Consider the following 16,103-nt stretch of genomic DNA (forward strand, 5'->3'; position numbering starts at 1 on the left):
CCCCGCTACGCACTCTAAAACCGGAAGAGCCCCTTTCTTGCACCTTCGCTGATGGCCGCATCAATTACGTCGTGGGGCTTAACGGCACCGGAAAGTCGACGCTCCTCGGCTGCCTTTCCGGAAGCTTGCGCCCGCGCGGCGGCAGGGTCCTGGTGGACGGGCGGGAGCTGCGCGGTACCGACTATCCGTTGCGCCACGTGGGCAGCTACTTGAGCGCAGAAGATTTCTCACCGCAGCACACCGGCCTGCGCCACCTGCAGTGGATGTGCGCCCTCGCAGGCGCGCCGGTGGAAAAGGCGGAGGCGCTGGTGCGGGCCGTCGGGCTCGAGGAGGCTTCGCGGCGCCCCATCGGAGGTTACTCGTTGGGCATGCGCCAGCGCCTGGGGATCGCCAGCGTCTTGGCGGGAAACCCGCGCAACATTGTGCTGGATGAGCCGCTCAACGGCCTAGATATCCAGGGCGTGTGGTGGCTGCGTGAGTTGCTTGCCGCGTGGGCGGAGGAGGGTCGCTGCGTGATCGTGGCCTCGCATCATCTGCGCGAGGTGGAGGCCACGACCGAGGTTGCCGACGCCTTGGTAACCATCCTCAGCCAGGGCACGGCTCTTGCCCACGGCTCCCTTGAGGACGTCATCGCCTCCACCGGCGCCCCCGACCTCGAATCCGCCGTGGCGGCGCTGATCCCGGAGCTAGGGGCACGGGCATGAAGGCGTGGCAACGCTGGCGGATAAGCCTGCGCGCCGAGTCTGTGCGCCTGGGCGGGGCGCGCGGCCCGCTGGTGCGGGTCGCCGTGCCGCTGGGGTTTGCGCTGCCGCTGGCGGTGACCTTCGGGGTGGCAGCGGTGGCGGAGCACGTCCAGTCCGCGGGAGGCATCCTTCAGGCGCAGTCCGTGGACACTACTAATGCGGCGTATTGGCCCATCTACCTGGGCAGCATCGTGTTTGCGGCATTGGGGGCGTGGGCGCAGGCCACCGCCGGATCGCGGGCCTTGCGTGCGGCGGCGCCGTGGTCAGGGCTGGATCAGCTGGCCCGCTGGTGCTTCCTGGGCGCGCTCGCGGCGGCCGCGACACTGCTCAGCGTCAGCCTGTGCCTGCTGCTCCTGCCCACGTTCTTCCCGGTGCTCTATGGGCAGGTGAACTTCTTCGCGGGCCTGCGCATGGTGGCTCTCGGCCCGGTGTACGCGTGGTTGGCGGTGGGCTACGGTGTGGCGCTGGGCCGGCTGCTGCGCTCCCCGGCGTTGAGCATCGCGGCGCTGACGGTCTGGGCGCTCTTGGTAGAAAACGCGCTGTGGCTCATCCCCGGCGGCGCGCGCCTCACCGGCTGGCTGCCCTTCCTCAACGGCGTCTTCGCTACCGGCCAGGACGTGGCGCTATTCCCGCCTTGGGGCCGTGACGGGGCGCTGGTGTACTTCGCGGCCGTGGGCGTGGCGCTCTGGCTGGCTTCTCTGCGCAGGCGCCTCGACTAAGTCTGACTCAGCCATCAGGCGCGCAGGACGATGACCAGGTTGGAGGTCACAAGCTCCCGCAGCACCGGCACCTTGGTCACCCACCAGGCCCAGGCAGGGTGGTAGCGAGGAAAGGCCGCGAGGAGCTGCGAGCCTTGCGACGTCACGCCGCGCGCCCAGTCCAGGCCTTCGCGTGCGGAAAGCGCAAAGAGCGAGGAGCCAAAGACGTTCTTCGGTGGGTGCCCATGGCGGCGGGTATAGCGGTCCCGGGCGAACTCGCCGCCCACGTAGTGCTCCCACAGGCCGGTCTCGTGCCCGCCGAAAGGTCCCAGCCACACCGTGTAGCTCAAGACCACCAGCCCGCCGGGCTTGGTCACGCGCAGCATTTCCTGGCCCATGTCCCACGGGTTGGGGATGTGCTCGGCCACGTTGGAGGAATACGTGATGTCGAAGGTGTCATCCGCGAAGGGCAAGCACGTGCCGTCGCCGCGCACGGCCTGGGCCACTGAGATGCCGGCGGCGGCCATTTCACCCACGTCCGGCTCCAGCCCCACATAACTGGCACCGCGCTGAGCAAAGGCGGACGCGAAATAGCCGGGCCCGCCCCCGACGTCGAGCACGCGCGCGCCGGTGAGGGACAAAGAATGATCGCGGGAGAGGGCGTCGACAAGCGCGGCGGTGTCCTCAGCCAAACCGCCATAAAAGATGGCGGGCGCTGTCTGCTCGAAGCGGAAGGAGCGCAGCAGCCGCCAGGAGCGGCGCAGGGTGGCCAAGGCGCGGGTGCGTTTCATAACCCACTAGGCTAAAGCATCGTCATGAAAATCCTTCTTTTATGCTGGCGCGATTCCACCCACCCGCAGGGTGGCGGTTCCGAGCGCTACCTTGAGCGCGTCGGCGAGTACCTCGCTGCCCAAGGCCACGAGGTGGTCTTCCGCACCGCGCGCCACATGAACGCCGCCAAGCGCGAGCGCCGCAACGGCGTGCTTTATTCGCGCGCCGGGGCCAAGTTCAGCGTGTATCCGCGTGCGTTGTTGTGGATGCTGTTTGGTGCGCGCGGCGCTGACGTCGTGGTGGATACCCACAACGGCATTCCCTTCTTCGCGCGCCTGGCCACCCGCGCGCCCGTGGTGATCCTGACGCACCACTGCCACCGCGAGCAGTGGCCGGTGGCCGGGCCCGTCCTGGCGCGGCTGGGCTGGTTCCTGGAATCTCGCGTGGTCCCCGCGCTGTATCGCGAGAACACGTGGGTGACGGTCTCGGAGGCCTCGAAGCGCGACTTGGAGAAGTTGGGGATTCACGGCGCGCACATCATTGAGAACGGCGTGGACCCCCTGCCGTCTCACGTGCCCACCTTGGAGCGCGAGGCTGACATCCACCTGGTGACGCTGTCACGCCTGGTGCCGCATAAGCAGATTGAGCACGCGATGGACACCGTGGCGCGGATTCCGGGCGCGCTTCTCGACGTCATCGGTTCCGGCTGGTGGGAATCCCACCTGCGCGAGTATGCGCGCGCCCACGGGGTGGAGGACGGCGTGCGCTTCCGCGGCCAGGTCACCGAGGACTATAAACATGCACTGCTCGCCCGGGCCGACGTTCACCTCATGCCGTCTCGCAAGGAAGGCTGGGGGTTGGCAGTCATGGAGGCGGCCCAACATGGAGTTCCCACGGTGGGTTATGCATTTGGCCTGCAAGACAGCGTCATCGACGGCAAGACGGGCGTGCTGGTCCACCACGAGTCCGAGTTCGCTCCGGCGGTGCGCATGCTTGTCGACGACCCCCTCCTCCGCACCCGCCTCGGCCAGGCTGCCCGCGAATTGGCGGCTACTTTTTCGTGGGAGAAGACCGGCGCGCGCTTCGAAGAATTACTAGAAGCGGAAGTGCGCACCAAGCGGCGCTAAGCCCCCACGGGGCGGATGCCGGTTGCGCGTTCGTGGTGGCGGCGATGCGGCCGTCCTCGACGACCGCGCCCACACCGAGCTCTTCCAGCCGGTCGAGGTCGCGGTTGGTCCAGGCCTCGGCGGCTGCGAGGTAACGCGGCGATGGCTCATCCACTGTCACACCGTCGACGGTGAGCTCGCCGGAGTCGAGTTTGTTGGCGGCTTTGGAGTAGGGGTCGAGGGCGATGCCGCCGTCGAGCGTAATCATGGCGGGGCGGTCGGCGAAGAAGGTCAGGCGCCCGTCGAGCTCTTCGGTGAGCTGGCGGTCGATGCCCGTCTCACGTGGTTTCAACACGGCGAGCTCCCGCGGGGCATCGGGGGCTTGGAGAAGGCAGGCACACAGCGCGACTGCGGCCGGAAGCTGGCGCAGGGCCCCGATTCCGGCAATGGCCAGCGGCAGGGCGAGCAAGGTGAGCTTGGAGGAATCGCGCAGCAGGCCCGCGCCGGGGATGTGCTCGACGGCGAAGGCAGTCAACCCAGGCGCCAGCGCGCCGAGGATGGCCAGGCCCATGCCGGCAACTGCCAAAACTGCGAGGGGGCGCAGCTCGCGCCGAGGAAGGCGAGTGGCGCCCAAGACGGCGAGGGCGGCGACCGCTAGTCCCGCCACGGCGAAGCCGTTCTCACGGGAAGCCGGCACGGCGGCGGCATTCCAGATGCCGCCGAAACCGAGAAGCGAGCCGACCGTGCCCACATAGGCTTCTGCGCGCGGGGCGAAGGCCGCGGCCTGGGCGGCGGGGTCCCCAAAGGCGGCTGGATGTCCAGCCACGAGGCTTGGAACCAACCACGGCAGCCACAACAACACCGAGCCGCCCGCAAAAAGCCACCTTCTTCGCCCTTCGCGCTCACAGACAACCGCGATGAGTCCCCCGAAGAGCCCGCCGGTGGGCGTCAAGGACGCGGCCCACAATGCCAGCCACGCTAGACGGGGGCGACCTTGCAGACAGCCCCACGCGATCACGGGTGCTAACCATGCGGCCACCACCAGGGACCATTGGCCCTGCAGGAGGCGCTCAATGACGAAGGGGTTGGCCACGGCACACGCCATCGCCGCGGATGCGGCCCACGGGCCAGACGTGCGTGCCCACCGGCACGCTACCCACGCCGAGGCACTCGCAGCGGCAAGGATGAAAACTCGAGCCAGCCACGCACCGCCGAGAAGAGCGAGCACGCCATCTTGCGGGGCATTGCGCGCAGGCAGGTCGCCGGCGCCGAAGGCAGAAGCGCTCAAAGCTGGCCGGTCAAGCAGGACCATATCGCGCCACACGAATTCACCCGGCAGCAGAAAAGGCCAGCACACCGCAAGCACGAGCACCCCGCCCCAGAGCCCAAGGGCCCAGCTCACCGCACGGGAACCGGACACCGGAGGAACAGAGCACTGCGAGGAGGACACAGCAGACGCCCTTAAGCGTTCTGGCCACGGCCACGCATGAACATCGCGGCCGCTACCGCCAACAACACCACGCCGATGGCCTTGCCCAGCCAGCCGACGATACCCAAGACCTTCACAGTGTCGATCACCCGGCGCACCGAGTCGAGGTGCTCGGTGAGGGTGTCAGGGGACCAGGTGAGGGGGACGTCGAGAAGCGCACGCTCCTTAGTGTCATCGGCGTCGACCATAGCCTGGGCCTGGGTGGCGTCGGTGGCCCAGAAGATGCGCGGGTGTTGCACCTCTTTCACGATGGTGCCCGTGGTGGGCTCCACCCACACCGTGCGGCTCACCGCGTAGAAGGGCTCAAGGATGACGTGCGAAGCCGGCTTCAGGTGGTAGCGCTCCAGGGATTCCGGCGAGTAGAAGTCACCCGCGGGGCCGGCGCGGTGAGCATCAAAGCCAAAGACCTGGAGGAGCGACACCGGCGCGACGTCCTGGTGGAAGACGTAGGTGGGGATGCCGTCGAGCTTTTCATCGCGAAGGAAATCGATGGGCTTGGCGCTTTGCGTCAGGGGATCGAAAAAGGGATAAGAGCGCTGCTCCGCGCCGGCGGGAAAGAAATAGCTCATGCCATCGCGCTCGATCTCGTTGTCCACGTGCAGGTCAAAAGCCGGGATCTCGATGTGCTGCGTCGTGTTCGGGCCGGCGACCGGATAGGTGGATTCGCGGTTGAGCAGGGAATCCTCGGTGATGTGCACGACGGTCTCGCCATCTACGGTGAGGTCCATGGTGGACTGTGTGCGTGCCACCGAATCCTTGTCCACAGGTGCGGTTGCGGTGTGCCGGGTCAACGCGGCGCCGTCTTGTTCCGCGCGGACCTCGAAGGCCAGGTCCGTGGCTAGGGGCCTCGACTGGTTGTTGTACAGCGGCGGCAGGATGGACCCGAGGATGAGGAAGACCGCGGCGGCAATCGTCACCTGCGCTAGGCGCGAGCGAAGGAACACGTCAGCTCCGATCGGTCGAGGGATGTACTGCAAAAATAGTATCGTAGTGGGCCATGCGCTTTCTCCCTGAGCTCGAAGGCGTGCGTGCGCTGGCCGCATTGGCGGTCGTGGTCACGCACGTGTCCTTCCAGACGGCTACCGGCTGGGCCTGGGCCGAGCGCTTGGACTACGGCGTGGCGGTCTTCTTCGTGCTCAGTGGGTTCTTGCTGTGGCGCCGGCGGCACGCGCATACGGCGCGGCAGTATGTGCTCTCCCGCGTGGCGCGCTTGGCACCGCTTTATCTGGTGTGTGTGGTGGCGGTACTCGCCTTGCTTCCCGACGCCTCCCCCTTAACCCTCCCGCAACTCCTCACCAACCTGACCGGCACGCAGCTGTATATCGCCGATGGGCTGGTGCCTGGGCTGACGCAATTGTGGTCGCTGAGCGTGGAGTTCGCCTTCTATGCGGTGTTGCCGCTTTTGGTGTGGATGTTGGATAAGCTCTCGGCGCGCCCGCGGGTGGTGCTTATTGCTGGTGCTGGCGTGCTGAGTCTGTTCTGGGGTTTCCTGCCATTTGTGGCCGGGTATGAATCCGGTGATGTCAATACGCAGATTTGGCCACCGGCGTATTTTTCATGGTTCGCGGTGGGCATGGTGGCTGCGGAGGCGGAGTCGGCCGGCGTGCGCGTGCGCGCTGGGCGGATCGTGCGTCCGGTTTGCTGGGTGGTGGCTGCGGGCTGCGTGTGGCTGGCCAGCCGCGAGTGGTTCGGGCCGCAGGGCTTGGTCCACCCGGAGCCTGGCGAGTTCGCGCGCCGCATTGCGGTGGGCGCTGTGTGCGGGGCCTGCATCGTGGTGCCGGTGGCGCTGGCGCCCCGTGAGAGCTGGCTTTCCTCGGCGGTGATGCGGGCGTTGGGCCGCTGGTCTTATGGGGTTTTCATGTGGCATGTGGCGGTGCTGGCCATCGCTTTTCCGCTTTTAGGCGTGTCGGCCTTCTCCGGTTCTGCCGGGGATTTCGCGGTGGTGCTGGTCTTCACGGTGGTGGTTAGCTGTGTGCTTTCTGCTGCGACCTACGTGCTTGTCGAGGTACCCGGCCGCGATCTCATCCGCTCCCTCGCCTTTACTCGCGGCCGCATCGCCGTCCCGCGTTCGTTACCGCGCCAGGCAGATAGCCCTGCCGGCTCCGCTTCTGCGAGCTCTGCCAGTTCCGGATCCCATTCCGCTACCGTGGGCTCCGGATCCCTCGCCAGCGCCGCTGGCTCGACTGATTCCGCCGGTTCGGTGGGGTCGTAGACGCCACTTCACACATGGCATTTTCCAGAAGGCATTAGTCAAACGGTTTCCTTGCCCCCAAACAAACCTTTTACATCGCCGCAGATGGTTTCCTTGACCCCAAAGACACCTTCTGACTAATGCCTTTTGAGGGGAACCATCTGGGGCGGGGCCGCGTATCTAGGACGTGCGGCGGGGCGGGAGGCAGGCACACGTGATAGCCGCGACGCACAGCAGTTGCACGAGCAGCGAATCGCCGGCGTAGCCCTCCGCGGGCCAGGGGGCGCGGGCGAGCATCGCGCCCGCGGCCAAGGTGAGCGCGCCCGCTAAGTAGTCGGGGCGCAGCGTGGTCCAGCGGGTAACGCCCCACGCCGCGGCAGCGGCGGCCACACCGGGCAACCCCGCGACGAGTGTCATGGTTAAGACAATGAGCACGATAAGTAGGAGCGAAGCCGAGGGAGAAACACGGCCAGGGGAGAGCGTACGAGAAGCAACGGAAGTGGTGGAGCTGGCTGGGCTGGTCGAGGCTGCGTCGTGAGCTGCGTAAGACGCAGCCGCGACAGAGGTAGCGGAATGGCGGGGGCGACGGGCCATGACGAGCAGGCACAGTGCGGTGGTCAGCGCGGCGAGCGCGCCGCCGAGGCCGAGGCCCACGCGGTAGGCGCGGTCAGCCACGAAGGACATGTGGAAGGTGCCACCGGCGTCGGCGGGAATGAGGAAGGCTTGAGTGTCGGCATCGATGGAGCGCGGCTCGAGGAGCAGTTGTTCCGAGCCGGAGGCCCGCGCTGAATCTTGTGCTGAACCTGACGTCGAGACCGCGGTTGCGCTGGGGGAGCGGAGCTCGCCGCGCAGGCCCTTGTTGAAGGCGCGGCCGGTGATAAGGAGGCGGTCGTAGTCGGCGGGCTCGATGGGGGAACCAGCGGCGAGCGGGGCGTAGCCGTGGTCCGCGCCGGAAGTGGCTGTCGGGTCCGCGCCGGATGCGGCGGCCGAGTCGGCGGCGGAACCGGATAGGTCAGGAAACGAGGCAGGCAGGGGCGCGGGCAAGGAGGACGCGGTATCTGTCAGGGCTGCCCAATCGCCGGTGGTGCGCAGGAGGTGCTGCCCGGCGGATAGGTTGAGGGTGGAGTTGGGGGAGTGGGGGGAGCCGTCGATAAGCACGGGCTTGGTGCCGGCAACCCGCACCGTCATGTCGCGCGGGGAAGTAAAGGAGCGGATGAGGATGCGTTCGTTGTCCTGCTGGAAGAGGAACTGCTCGACATCGGGCGAGGTGTCGGGAACGGTGACGAGGCGGCGCGGGGTGGGCTGGTCCACGATGGAGGCCTCCGCAATTCCGGTGCGGCGTTGCGGCTCGATACGGATAGTGGAGGCCTGCGCGCCGGGCACGCGGATATCGCGGGCGCGGTAGGCCTCCATCGTGACCGTGACCTGAGAATCACCGTTGTGGATGGTCACCTCAGTCGTGCCGGTGGTCATCAGTCGCAGCGTAGGCGAGGCCCACGTGGAGGAAGAATGCAGCTCCAGCCGGCCGGAATCGCCAGGCGCTGGCCACCAGGCAGTGGAGTTCTCGCCGTCGACGGCCGCAGTAAGAGAGCGCGCCGGGTTCGCCCCGCCGAAGGCAGAAGCATCCGCGGCGGACGACGACGCGGTGACGCGGCCATCGTGCTCCACCACCTGGGTCAGTGGGCCGGCGGAGGGATAGTCGCGCAGGCGATTGCGCACCGTCGAGGGGTCGGAGGGCGCCAGCGGCGCGGAGACCGGGCCGGTGAGCGTGCCGTAGTTGCGGTCGCGCAAGGTGGGTGTATCGGTGACGATGTCTGCGTTGGAGGAGACCAACTCATGCGGGCCGGAAAGGAGTGCGAGCGATTCCCCGCCGCCCGCCACGCGCGGCGGGTTGGCAGGCGCCAGGTTCATGGGGAGGTCGGGGTCGAAAACCACGACGTCGACCTCCCCGAAGGTGTGGACCTCGCCCGGAATGTGGGCCGAAGGACCAGAGATGAGGTCGTGGCGCACCGCGACGGCCCCGATGCCGAGGCGCTGCAACACTAAAGGCGCGGACGCAGGATCGCGGGAAATCTGCGCCATCGCACCGTCTAGGCCACGGATAGCCTCGGGCGGGATGAGGGGGATGGCGTCGCGGACGGCCCAGGGGACGTCGAGAAGCGGCTGCGCCGGTTCATCCCGCGTCCAACCCCAGTCTTGGCGGGCGAAGGAGGCCGGCGGGTAGATGAGCACGCGCGTATCCAGGCTGTTCATGAAGGAGGCGGCCGCGTGCCAATAGGCCGGGACGTCCTCGTACGCGCCCTTGGGCAACAGCCGGCCTGCCCACGCGGGAGCGGTCGCACCCATCACCACGAGGCACAGCAGAAGGCCCGCTGCTTGCCGACGCCCCGGGGACAACGTCCGCGGCAACCTCACCCGGGCGGCAATCGCGGCCACGCCGAGTACCAGCGGGATGCGCACCAGCGGGTCGAACTTGTGCACGTTGCGCAGCGCGGCCAGCGGGCCGTCGAGCGCGTCGAGGTACCAGGCGGCATGCGTGCCCAGTACGGCCACGCCCACGAGCAACATCGCAGACCAGAGGCGCGGCAGGCGGGACAGGCCCACCAGGCCTAAGGTGGCAACGCTCACGGTGACGAGCACGAAGACCGGCTCGGTGGCCAGCTCATTGCCGGCGACGCGCTCGGTATCCACAAACGGCGCCCAGCTGGTGGTGCCGCGCAGGATTTCTGCCAGGTTAAGCCAGCGAGTGGTTACGCCGGCGGACTCGATGAATTCCGTAAAGGGCGGGGCATAGCGGCCCAGGATCAGCAGCGGGATAATCCACCACGCGGATACCGCCGCGCATCCGGCCAACCAGGCCAGGCCAGTCTTGCCCGCGCGCCGCCACAACAAAACCAAACCCGCCGGCAAGCAGGCAGCCAGCGTGGCCGTGGCGTTGACCGCGCCCATGCAGGCCACTGCGACCACCGAGGGCGCGGCATCCCGCCAGCCCAACCGGCCTGGCCGTAGGAAGGGCAGCAGCACCCAGGGAGCGAGCATGACCGGCCAGGTCTCCGAGGAAATCGCGCCCAGCGTGGTCAGCGTTCGCGGGGAGAGCGCGTAGAGGAGGCTGCCCATCAGCGCGGCATAGCCCGGCGCGGCGGGAAGTACTGTGCGGACCACGCGGAAGAAACCCAGAAAGCCCACCGCCAGGACTAAGAACCACCAGGCGCGCTGCGCTATCCAATCCGGAAGTGGATCCGCCAGCAAGAAGAACAAGCCCTGCGGGAAGAGATAGCCATAGGCCTGGTTCTGTAGCTGGCCCAGCGTGAAAGTATCGGTATAAGCATGCAGTGCGCCGCGCAAAAAATGCGCCGGGTTGGCCACCAGATCATGTTTGGTATCGGCGGCGGTTAGCCCCCACGGCTGCACCAGAACCACGAGGGCTAAAAAGAAAAGCCCCCCGATGCGTGCGCGCACGCTACTCGCGGGAGCCGTACTCCGGCCCGCCCATCACGGCGTCGGAGGCCTTGACGGAGTTATCGTTCGGTACAGCATCTGCCTGCGAGAATTGGGCAATGCCCAGGATGGTCACGACTCCCAGCGCCACGCCGACGACCGCACTGCCCAGGGCCGGGCCCAGGGTGCGCTTGTTGAGGGAATCGCTGTCGAATGCCATGGCGCCAGATTCTAGCAGCTAAAAGCTGCCTTTAGGAGTCGCTTTCTTCCGCGTCGTCCTCATCGTCGTTCTCCGGCGGCACGATGAAGACCGGCAGACCGGCGTTGCGCACGATGTACTCCGCCGTGGAATTCGTCCACAGCGAGCGGAAGCCGGTGAGGGCGCGAGTACCGGTGACGATGACGTCGATGTTGAGTTCTTGGGCGGCGTCGACAATCGCGCTCTGAATCGTCGTTACGGATTCCACCAGGTGGGCATGGCCCCGCAGCCCCAAGGTCTCCGCCTTGGCGATGCCCTGGCGGCAGATGGCGAGGGCCTCCTCGTAGGCCGGATCGTCCTCCACGCTCTCCGGCGAGACCGTGGATTGGTGCAGCCCGGTGCGGCTGACGGCGCGGGCGGCCTGGCGCGCGGACGGCTCCCACGCGGTGAGGATCTCGACGTCGGTGGGGCGCAGGAGCCGCGCGGCGTACTCGAGGGCGCGGTCGGCGCGGTCGGAGCCGTCATAGGCAATGAGCATGGTCTCTCCGTTATTCATGTGGCCATCCTAACAACCAGGTGTTGCCCGCGCGGGTGCTTCAGGCACACTGGTGGGCATGAGAAAAGCAATGCCTGCCCTCCTGTTGAGTGCTAGCTGTGCGCTGAGCGCGTGTAGCGAGGAGCCTGCGCTTTCCGACGCCCCGCCCAGCGAAACCAGCGCCGCGCCCACTAGCGCCGCGTCGGGGGACTCGACACCACAGGAAGCCGCGCCCGAGGATGTTCGCGCCCGCGCCGCCGCCACACTCATGCCGCCGGCGCTGAACTACGAGGATGCCCGGGCGAAGCTCGAAGCCGGCGTGGGCGGGCTCTTTATCCCGAGCTGGGCCGACCCGGAATTGCTCAGCGATGGCCCGCGGGGAGTAAACGCTTTGCGCGAGGAAATAGGCCGCGACTTCGAGGTCTCCATCGACTTCGAGGGTGGGCGCGTGCAGCGCTTCTCCGACATCTTGGGCGACTATCCCTCCCCGCAGGCCATGGCGGAGGGGCATAGCCCAGAAGAGGTCGAGGCCCTGGCTACGGAGATCGGGCACAGCCTGCGCGCCCACGGCGTGACGGTGGACTTCGCCCCGGTGCTCGACGTGGACGGGGGAGGCCTAGAGGTCGTCGGCGACCGCGCCTTCTCCACCGATCCGGAGGCTTCCGGTGAGTATGGCGCGGCCTTTGCCCGCGGGTTGCAGGCTGCCGGCGTCAAGGCCGTGTTCAAACACTTCCCCGGTCACGGGCGTGCCTCCGGGGACACGCACCTGGGGGAGGCCGTTACCCCGCCCCTGGAAGAACTACATGGACACGAGTTTGTGCCCTTTCACACGGCAATTCCGCAAGCCCCTGAGGCGGCGCTCATGATGGGCCACCTCGTGGTGCCTGGATTGGGGGACGAACCCGCCTCCCTCAACCCGCGGGCCTACCAGCTGGCCCGCGAGGAGCTGGGCTTCGAAGGCACGATTTACACCGATGACCTGGGTGGAATGGCCTCCATCTCGGAGAACTTCAGCGTGCCGGAGGCCGTGGCCGCAGCCCTCGCCGCCGGGGCCGATATGCCGCTGTGGTCCACCGATGAGGACATCAACGCGGTCATCGACGCGGCCGTGGAAGTCGTGGCCCAGCAGGAGGGTAACTAGTAAAAACTAGCTGGCAGGCGTTAATCTCGTACACGTGAAAAAGGCAATCGGACATAGGCAGCAGCGACGCAAGGGGCTTCATGTCACCCTTGGCGTGCTCGTCGGCCTCCTACTCATCGCCGGCATCGCCTATGCGTGGGATGTGATGGCCAACCAGCACAAGGTTCCGCGCGCGACATCGGTTGGCGGCGTGGACATCTCCCGCATGGAGCGCACTGCTGCGGTGGAGAAGCTGGAGCAGGAACTCGGGGACGTTGCGGCTCAGCCCGTGGATATCCGTGCCGGGGAGAAAAGCTCGCAGCTTATCCCCCAAGATTCCGGCCTGAGCCTGAACTATCAGAAGGCCGTCGATGGCATTCCTGACGCCTCCCTGAACCCCTTCTCGCGCTTGTACAGCTTCATCAAGCCCACCCAGGAAATCCCTGTCGCCGTGGACGTCGATGAAACGCAGCTCTCCGGAGAGCTCGAGCGCGTCGGCAACGATCTGAAGGTCGAGCCGGAGGATGGAAACCTGGAGCTTATCGACGGCTCCCTCAAAGAGACCGCACCCAAGCTCGGCCAGGCGGTGGAAGAGGGAGAGTTGCACGAGGGCGTCGTTAAGCACTGGCTCGACCCCGAGGGCGTTGAGGTTGAGCCGATGGTGGTGGAGCCACAGATTAATGATGAGGCGATTGAGGCCATGCGCACCGGGGATGCCGCCCGCGCGCTGGATAACCCGCTCACTCTGAAAGGTGAGAACAACACCGCCGGCACCCTGCGCAAGCCGGAGATTTCCCAGTTCGTATCTATCGCCGCCGAAGACGGCGAACTGCGCCTCAAGGTGGATAAGAACCGTGCGCGCGAGCTTTTCCAGGAGCGCATGCAAGGCTCCGAGGTGCCCGGCACCAACGCCAAGATTTCCTTCAGCGGAAATGACAAGCAGATTACGCCCTCGGTGGATGGCTCCATCATCGATTGGGACAAGACCCTCGAGGGCTTCGAGGAGCGCGTGAGCAGCGAGGATGACCGCGAGTGGGACGCCGATTATAAGCCGGACCCCGCGGACTTCACCACGGAGATGGCGGAGAAGGCCACCTTCGATGAGACCGTGTCTGAGTTCTCCACCGGTGGTTTCTCTGGGGCCTCCGGCACCAATATCCGCCTGGTGGCCCAGCAGGTCAACGGTGCAGTGGTCAACCCGGGCGAGACCTTCTCCCTTAACGGATACACCGGCCCGCGCGGAACCGCGCAGGGCTATGTGGAATCCGGCATCATCATCGACGGCCACGCGGGCAAGGCCGTGGGCGGCGGTATCTCCCAGTTCGCTACCACCCTGTACAACGCCGCCTACTTCGCCGGCATGGAGGATACCGCGCACACCCCGCACTCCTACTACATCTCGCGCTACCCGGCTGGCCGCGAGGCCACCGTCTATGAAGGTGCGATTGACCTGCAGTTCAAGAACACTTCGAACCACCCGGTGCGCATTGAGACCGACTTTGGCAGTGAGATCACCGTGCGCTTCAAGGGCGTGAAGACAGTCGAGGTCGAGTCCATCAACAACGGCCGCTGGGCCAAGACCGAGCCACATCGGAAGTCCGTGAGCGAGGATTGTTCGCCCTCCTCCGGCGCGCCGGGCTTTACCACCTCCGATACCCGCGTGATTAAGGACCTGTCCGGCAAGGAAATCTCCCGGGAGACCACCACCACGGTGTACGACCCGCAGCCCATCGTTACCTGCGGCTAAGCCATGACCCGGCCGATGCACACCGCGGTGAAGGACCCGGCGGACGTCGATCAGCTGGCCCAGCACCCAGTGAAGTTTGCTCGCGTCGCCGGCCTGTTTGCCCCGCACCGCGGCACGCTGCTGCTGGTGGTTGCGCTGATTATTGCCACCTCGGGGCTGACGGTGGTGCAGCCTTTCCTCGTGCGCCGCACCGTGGACGAGGCGATTCCTGAGCACGACACCACGCTGCTGTTGTGGTTGGTCGGCGGCATGCTGGCCATTACCGTGGTCTCCCAGGCCATTGGAGTTATCCAGTCCTTCCTGTCGGCGCGGGTGGGGCACACCATCATGCACGAGCTGCGCACGCAGGTCTTTGCCAACCTGCAGCGCCAATCGCTGCAGTTCTTTACCAATAACCGCGGCGGTGAGATTCAGTCGCGCCTGACCAATGACATCGCGGCCATGCGCGGCATGGTCACCACCACCGCGACCTCCGTGGCCAGCAACCTCACCATGACGGTGGCCACGCTGGTGGCGATGGTGGCGCTTTCGCCCACCCTCTCGCTGTTGTCCCTGGTGGTGCTGCCGCCCGCCGTGTGGCTCACCCGCCGCGCCGCCGTGCTGCGCCGCAGCCTCATGGAGAAAAACAGCCGCGCGCAGGCAACGCTGCAACAGACCATTTCGGAGAATCTGTCTGTTTCCGGCATGCGTCTGGCGGCCACGTTGGGCGCGCAGGAACGCGTCTACGACGGGTTTGAGAAGACCTCCCGCTCCCTCATTCGCTTGGAGCTCGAGTCCCAGCTGGCCGGGCGGTGGCGCATGGCGCTCACCCAGATCATTTTCGGGGTCATGCCGGCGCTGATTTACCTGGTTGCCGGACTGCGCCCGGGGATTACGATTGGCACGCTCATCGCCTTTTCCACTCTGCAGACTCAGATCTTTCGCCCCATCACCGGCCTGCTCAACGTGGGCGCGCAGTGGGTGGCGTCCATGGCGCTGTTTAGCCGCATCTTCGAGTACTTGGACCTGGAGCCGGAGCTCAAGGAGTCCACCGAGCCCGCCCAGCTTGCCGACGCCTCCCTCACCCTCCAGCACGTTTCCTACCGCTACCCAGGCACTGACACCGACGCGCTTTCCGACGTCTCCCTTTCCACCCCGGCCCACACCACCACGGCCCTGGTGGGGCACACCGGTTCCGGCAAGTCCACGGTGGCGGCCCTTCTGGCGCGTTTGGCCGACCCAACCGAAGGTTCCGTGTTCTTAGGCGGAGTCGACCTGCGTGACATTCCTTCCGAGCAACGCTCGGCGGTTATTGGCGTGGTTTCCCAGGAGACCTACCTGATTCACGGCACGGTGCGGGAGAACCTCCTCTTTGCACAGCCGGAGGCGAGCGAGGAGCAGATGTGGGCAGCGCTAAGCGCCGCCCGCGTGGATGGGGTTATCGCCGCGCTTCCCGAGGGCCTCGATACCCTCGTCGGCTCGCGCGGCTACCGCTTCTCCGGTGGTGAGCAGCAGCGTCTCTCGCTCGCGCGCACGTTGCTGCGCGAACCCCAGGTGCTCATTCTGGATGAGGCTACCTCGGCCCTCGACAACGAAACGGAGCGCGCCATCCAGGATGCAGTGCTTGGTGCGGACGCCACCCGCCTGGTCATTGCGCACCGCCTGTCCACCATCCGCGATGCCGACCAGATCGTCGTCCTCGATGCCGGCCGCATCGCCGAACGTGGCACCCACGCCGAGCTGCTTGCGTGCGGCGGTGCCTATGCGGCGCTTCTTCGTGCTGTCGACGAGGCTCAGAGTACGTAGAGAGCTCTTGTCAGGAATCTTAACGCTATTAACTCTTTGGTACGTGGGCTGTTGAAGGCTGAGAATCTAAATGAGTTCAGGGTACCTTGAGCGCTCTTGGTGACGCTTCCTTTTATGGGTCATCAAAGGGGATGTTCTACCTGGTGGTATTGGCAGCATATATGGTTCGTTTCGTCGTCGTTGGAAGGTGCTCTCTGGGAAGCTACTCTCCTGCGTGAAGCTTGCACTCTATGTAACGGGTGTAAAATCGAGCAGGCTTACCCCCTTAAAGGGGCAATATG

Annotated in this window: 13 protein-coding genes; 7 read left to right on the top strand and 6 right to left on the bottom strand. The window is 66.3% G+C overall.

The genetic code is table 11. From position 1 onward, the window contains the following. Positions 1–704: ABC transporter ATP-binding protein (locus HMPREF2526_RS03120; protein WP_070545816.1), on the top strand; the 704-nt coding region annotated here is incomplete at its 5' end. After that, the gene (locus HMPREF2526_RS03125; RefSeq protein WP_049156979.1) at positions 701–1,462 is read left to right on the top strand and encodes a hypothetical protein; all 762 of its coding nucleotides are present in this window, start codon (positions 701–703) and stop codon (positions 1,460–1,462) included. The genes HMPREF2526_RS03120 and HMPREF2526_RS03125, both read left to right, overlap by 4 nt. A gap of 14 nt (positions 1,463–1,476) precedes the next feature. On the opposite strand, the gene HMPREF2526_RS03130 is transcribed toward HMPREF2526_RS03125, so the two are convergent. Then, a complete protein-coding gene (locus HMPREF2526_RS03130; RefSeq protein WP_049156958.1) occupies positions 1,477–2,232 on the bottom strand; it encodes a class I SAM-dependent methyltransferase in 756 nt (251 codons plus the stop codon). Between the two features lie 24 nt (positions 2,233–2,256). Between HMPREF2526_RS03130 and HMPREF2526_RS03135 the strand changes: the two genes are divergently transcribed. Beyond that, on the top strand, positions 2,257–3,339 hold the full coding sequence (locus HMPREF2526_RS03135) for a glycosyltransferase family 4 protein (protein WP_070545818.1): 1,083 nt from the start codon (positions 2,257–2,259) through the stop codon (positions 3,337–3,339). On the opposite strand, the gene HMPREF2526_RS03140 is transcribed toward HMPREF2526_RS03135, so the two are convergent. Together HMPREF2526_RS03140 and HMPREF2526_RS03145 are read right to left on the bottom strand one after the other, a co-directional pair. Then, entirely contained in the window at positions 3,263–4,768 is a 1,506-nt protein-coding gene (locus tag HMPREF2526_RS03140; protein WP_246819851.1) for an MmpA family trehalose lipid delivery protein, read from the bottom strand. The two genes, HMPREF2526_RS03135 and HMPREF2526_RS03140, sit on opposite strands and share 77 nt — an antisense overlap. 11 nt (positions 4,769–4,779) lie before the next feature. Next, the gene (locus tag HMPREF2526_RS03145) at positions 4,780–5,751 is read right to left on the bottom strand and encodes a PorA family protein (RefSeq protein ID WP_070545820.1); all 972 of its coding nucleotides are present in this window, start codon (positions 5,749–5,751) and stop codon (positions 4,780–4,782) included. Between the two features lie 53 nt (positions 5,752–5,804). Between HMPREF2526_RS03145 and HMPREF2526_RS03150 the strand changes: the two genes are divergently transcribed. Continuing rightward, entirely contained in the window at positions 5,805–7,019 is a 1,215-nt protein-coding gene (locus HMPREF2526_RS03150; protein ID WP_070545822.1) for an acyltransferase family protein, read from the top strand. Between the two features lie 159 nt (positions 7,020–7,178). Here HMPREF2526_RS03150 and HMPREF2526_RS03155 read toward each other — a convergent pair whose 3' ends face one another. Genes HMPREF2526_RS03155 through HMPREF2526_RS03165 form a run of 3 tightly spaced genes read right to left on the bottom strand, consistent with a single transcriptional unit; the run spans position 7,179 to position 11,191 of the window. Further along, positions 7,179–10,457: an alpha-(1->3)-arabinofuranosyltransferase domain-containing protein gene (locus tag HMPREF2526_RS03155; protein ID WP_070545824.1), complete on the bottom strand. Its 3,279-nt coding sequence runs from the start codon at positions 10,455–10,457 to the stop codon at positions 7,179–7,181. A 1-nt stretch (position 10,458) separates the two neighbouring features. Next, positions 10,459–10,656 (bottom strand): DUF2613 domain-containing protein, encoded by a 198-nt coding sequence (locus HMPREF2526_RS03160; protein ID WP_010188604.1) that lies wholly within the window; start codon positions 10,654–10,656, stop codon positions 10,459–10,461. Between the two features lie 31 nt (positions 10,657–10,687). Then, positions 10,688–11,191 carry a universal stress protein gene (locus HMPREF2526_RS03165; protein WP_070545827.1) on the bottom strand — a complete coding sequence of 168 codons (504 nt, stop codon included), beginning with the start codon at positions 11,189–11,191 and terminating at the stop codon, positions 10,688–10,690. A 58-nt stretch (positions 11,192–11,249) separates the two neighbouring features. Here HMPREF2526_RS03165 and HMPREF2526_RS03170 point away from each other — a divergent pair, with 58 nt between their 5' ends. Genes HMPREF2526_RS03170 through HMPREF2526_RS03180 form a run of 3 tightly spaced genes read left to right on the top strand, consistent with a single transcriptional unit; the run spans position 11,250 to position 15,822 of the window. Then, positions 11,250–12,311 carry a glycoside hydrolase family 3 N-terminal domain-containing protein gene (locus tag HMPREF2526_RS03170; RefSeq protein WP_070545830.1) on the top strand — a complete coding sequence of 354 codons (1,062 nt, stop codon included), beginning with the start codon at positions 11,250–11,252 and terminating at the stop codon, positions 12,309–12,311. Positions 12,312–12,345: 34 nt separating this feature from the next. Further along, on the top strand, positions 12,346–14,037 hold the full coding sequence (locus HMPREF2526_RS03175; RefSeq protein WP_070545832.1) for a VanW family protein: 1,692 nt from the start codon (positions 12,346–12,348) through the stop codon (positions 14,035–14,037). A 3-nt stretch (positions 14,038–14,040) separates the two neighbouring features. Further along, entirely contained in the window at positions 14,041–15,822 is a 1,782-nt protein-coding gene (locus HMPREF2526_RS03180; protein WP_070545834.1) for an ABC transporter ATP-binding protein, read from the top strand. The last annotated feature ends 281 nt before the right edge of the window (positions 15,823–16,103 follow it).

Origin of the sequence: Corynebacterium sp. HMSC070E08 (assembly GCF_001808895.1) — a bacterium.
Lineage (GTDB): Bacteria > Actinomycetota > Actinomycetes > Mycobacteriales > Mycobacteriaceae > Corynebacterium > Corynebacterium hiratae.

Excerpts from the sequence above, each read along its gene's own strand:
- HMPREF2526_RS03165 (WP_070545827.1), bottom strand. The coding sequence starts at position 11,191 with ATGAATAACGGAGAGACCATGCTCATTGCCTATGACGGCTCCGACCGC.
- HMPREF2526_RS03135 (WP_070545818.1), top strand. The coding sequence starts at position 2,257 with ATGAAAATCCTTCTTTTATGCTGGCGCGATTCCACCCACCCGCAGGGT.
- HMPREF2526_RS03125 (WP_049156979.1), top strand. The coding sequence starts at position 701 with ATGAAGGCGTGGCAACGCTGGCGGATAAGCCTGCGCGCCGAGTCTGTG.
- HMPREF2526_RS03150 (WP_070545822.1), top strand. The coding sequence starts at position 5,805 with ATGCGCTTTCTCCCTGAGCTCGAAGGCGTGCGTGCGCTGGCCGCATTG.
- HMPREF2526_RS03170 (WP_070545830.1), top strand. The coding sequence starts at position 11,250 with ATGAGAAAAGCAATGCCTGCCCTCCTGTTGAGTGCTAGCTGTGCGCTG.
- HMPREF2526_RS03160 (WP_010188604.1), bottom strand. The coding sequence starts at position 10,656 with ATGGCATTCGACAGCGATTCCCTCAACAAGCGCACCCTGGGCCCGGCC.
- HMPREF2526_RS03180 (WP_070545834.1), top strand. The coding sequence starts at position 14,041 with ATGACCCGGCCGATGCACACCGCGGTGAAGGACCCGGCGGACGTCGAT.
- HMPREF2526_RS03130 (WP_049156958.1), bottom strand. The coding sequence starts at position 2,232 with ATGAAACGCACCCGCGCCTTGGCCACCCTGCGCCGCTCCTGGCGGCTG.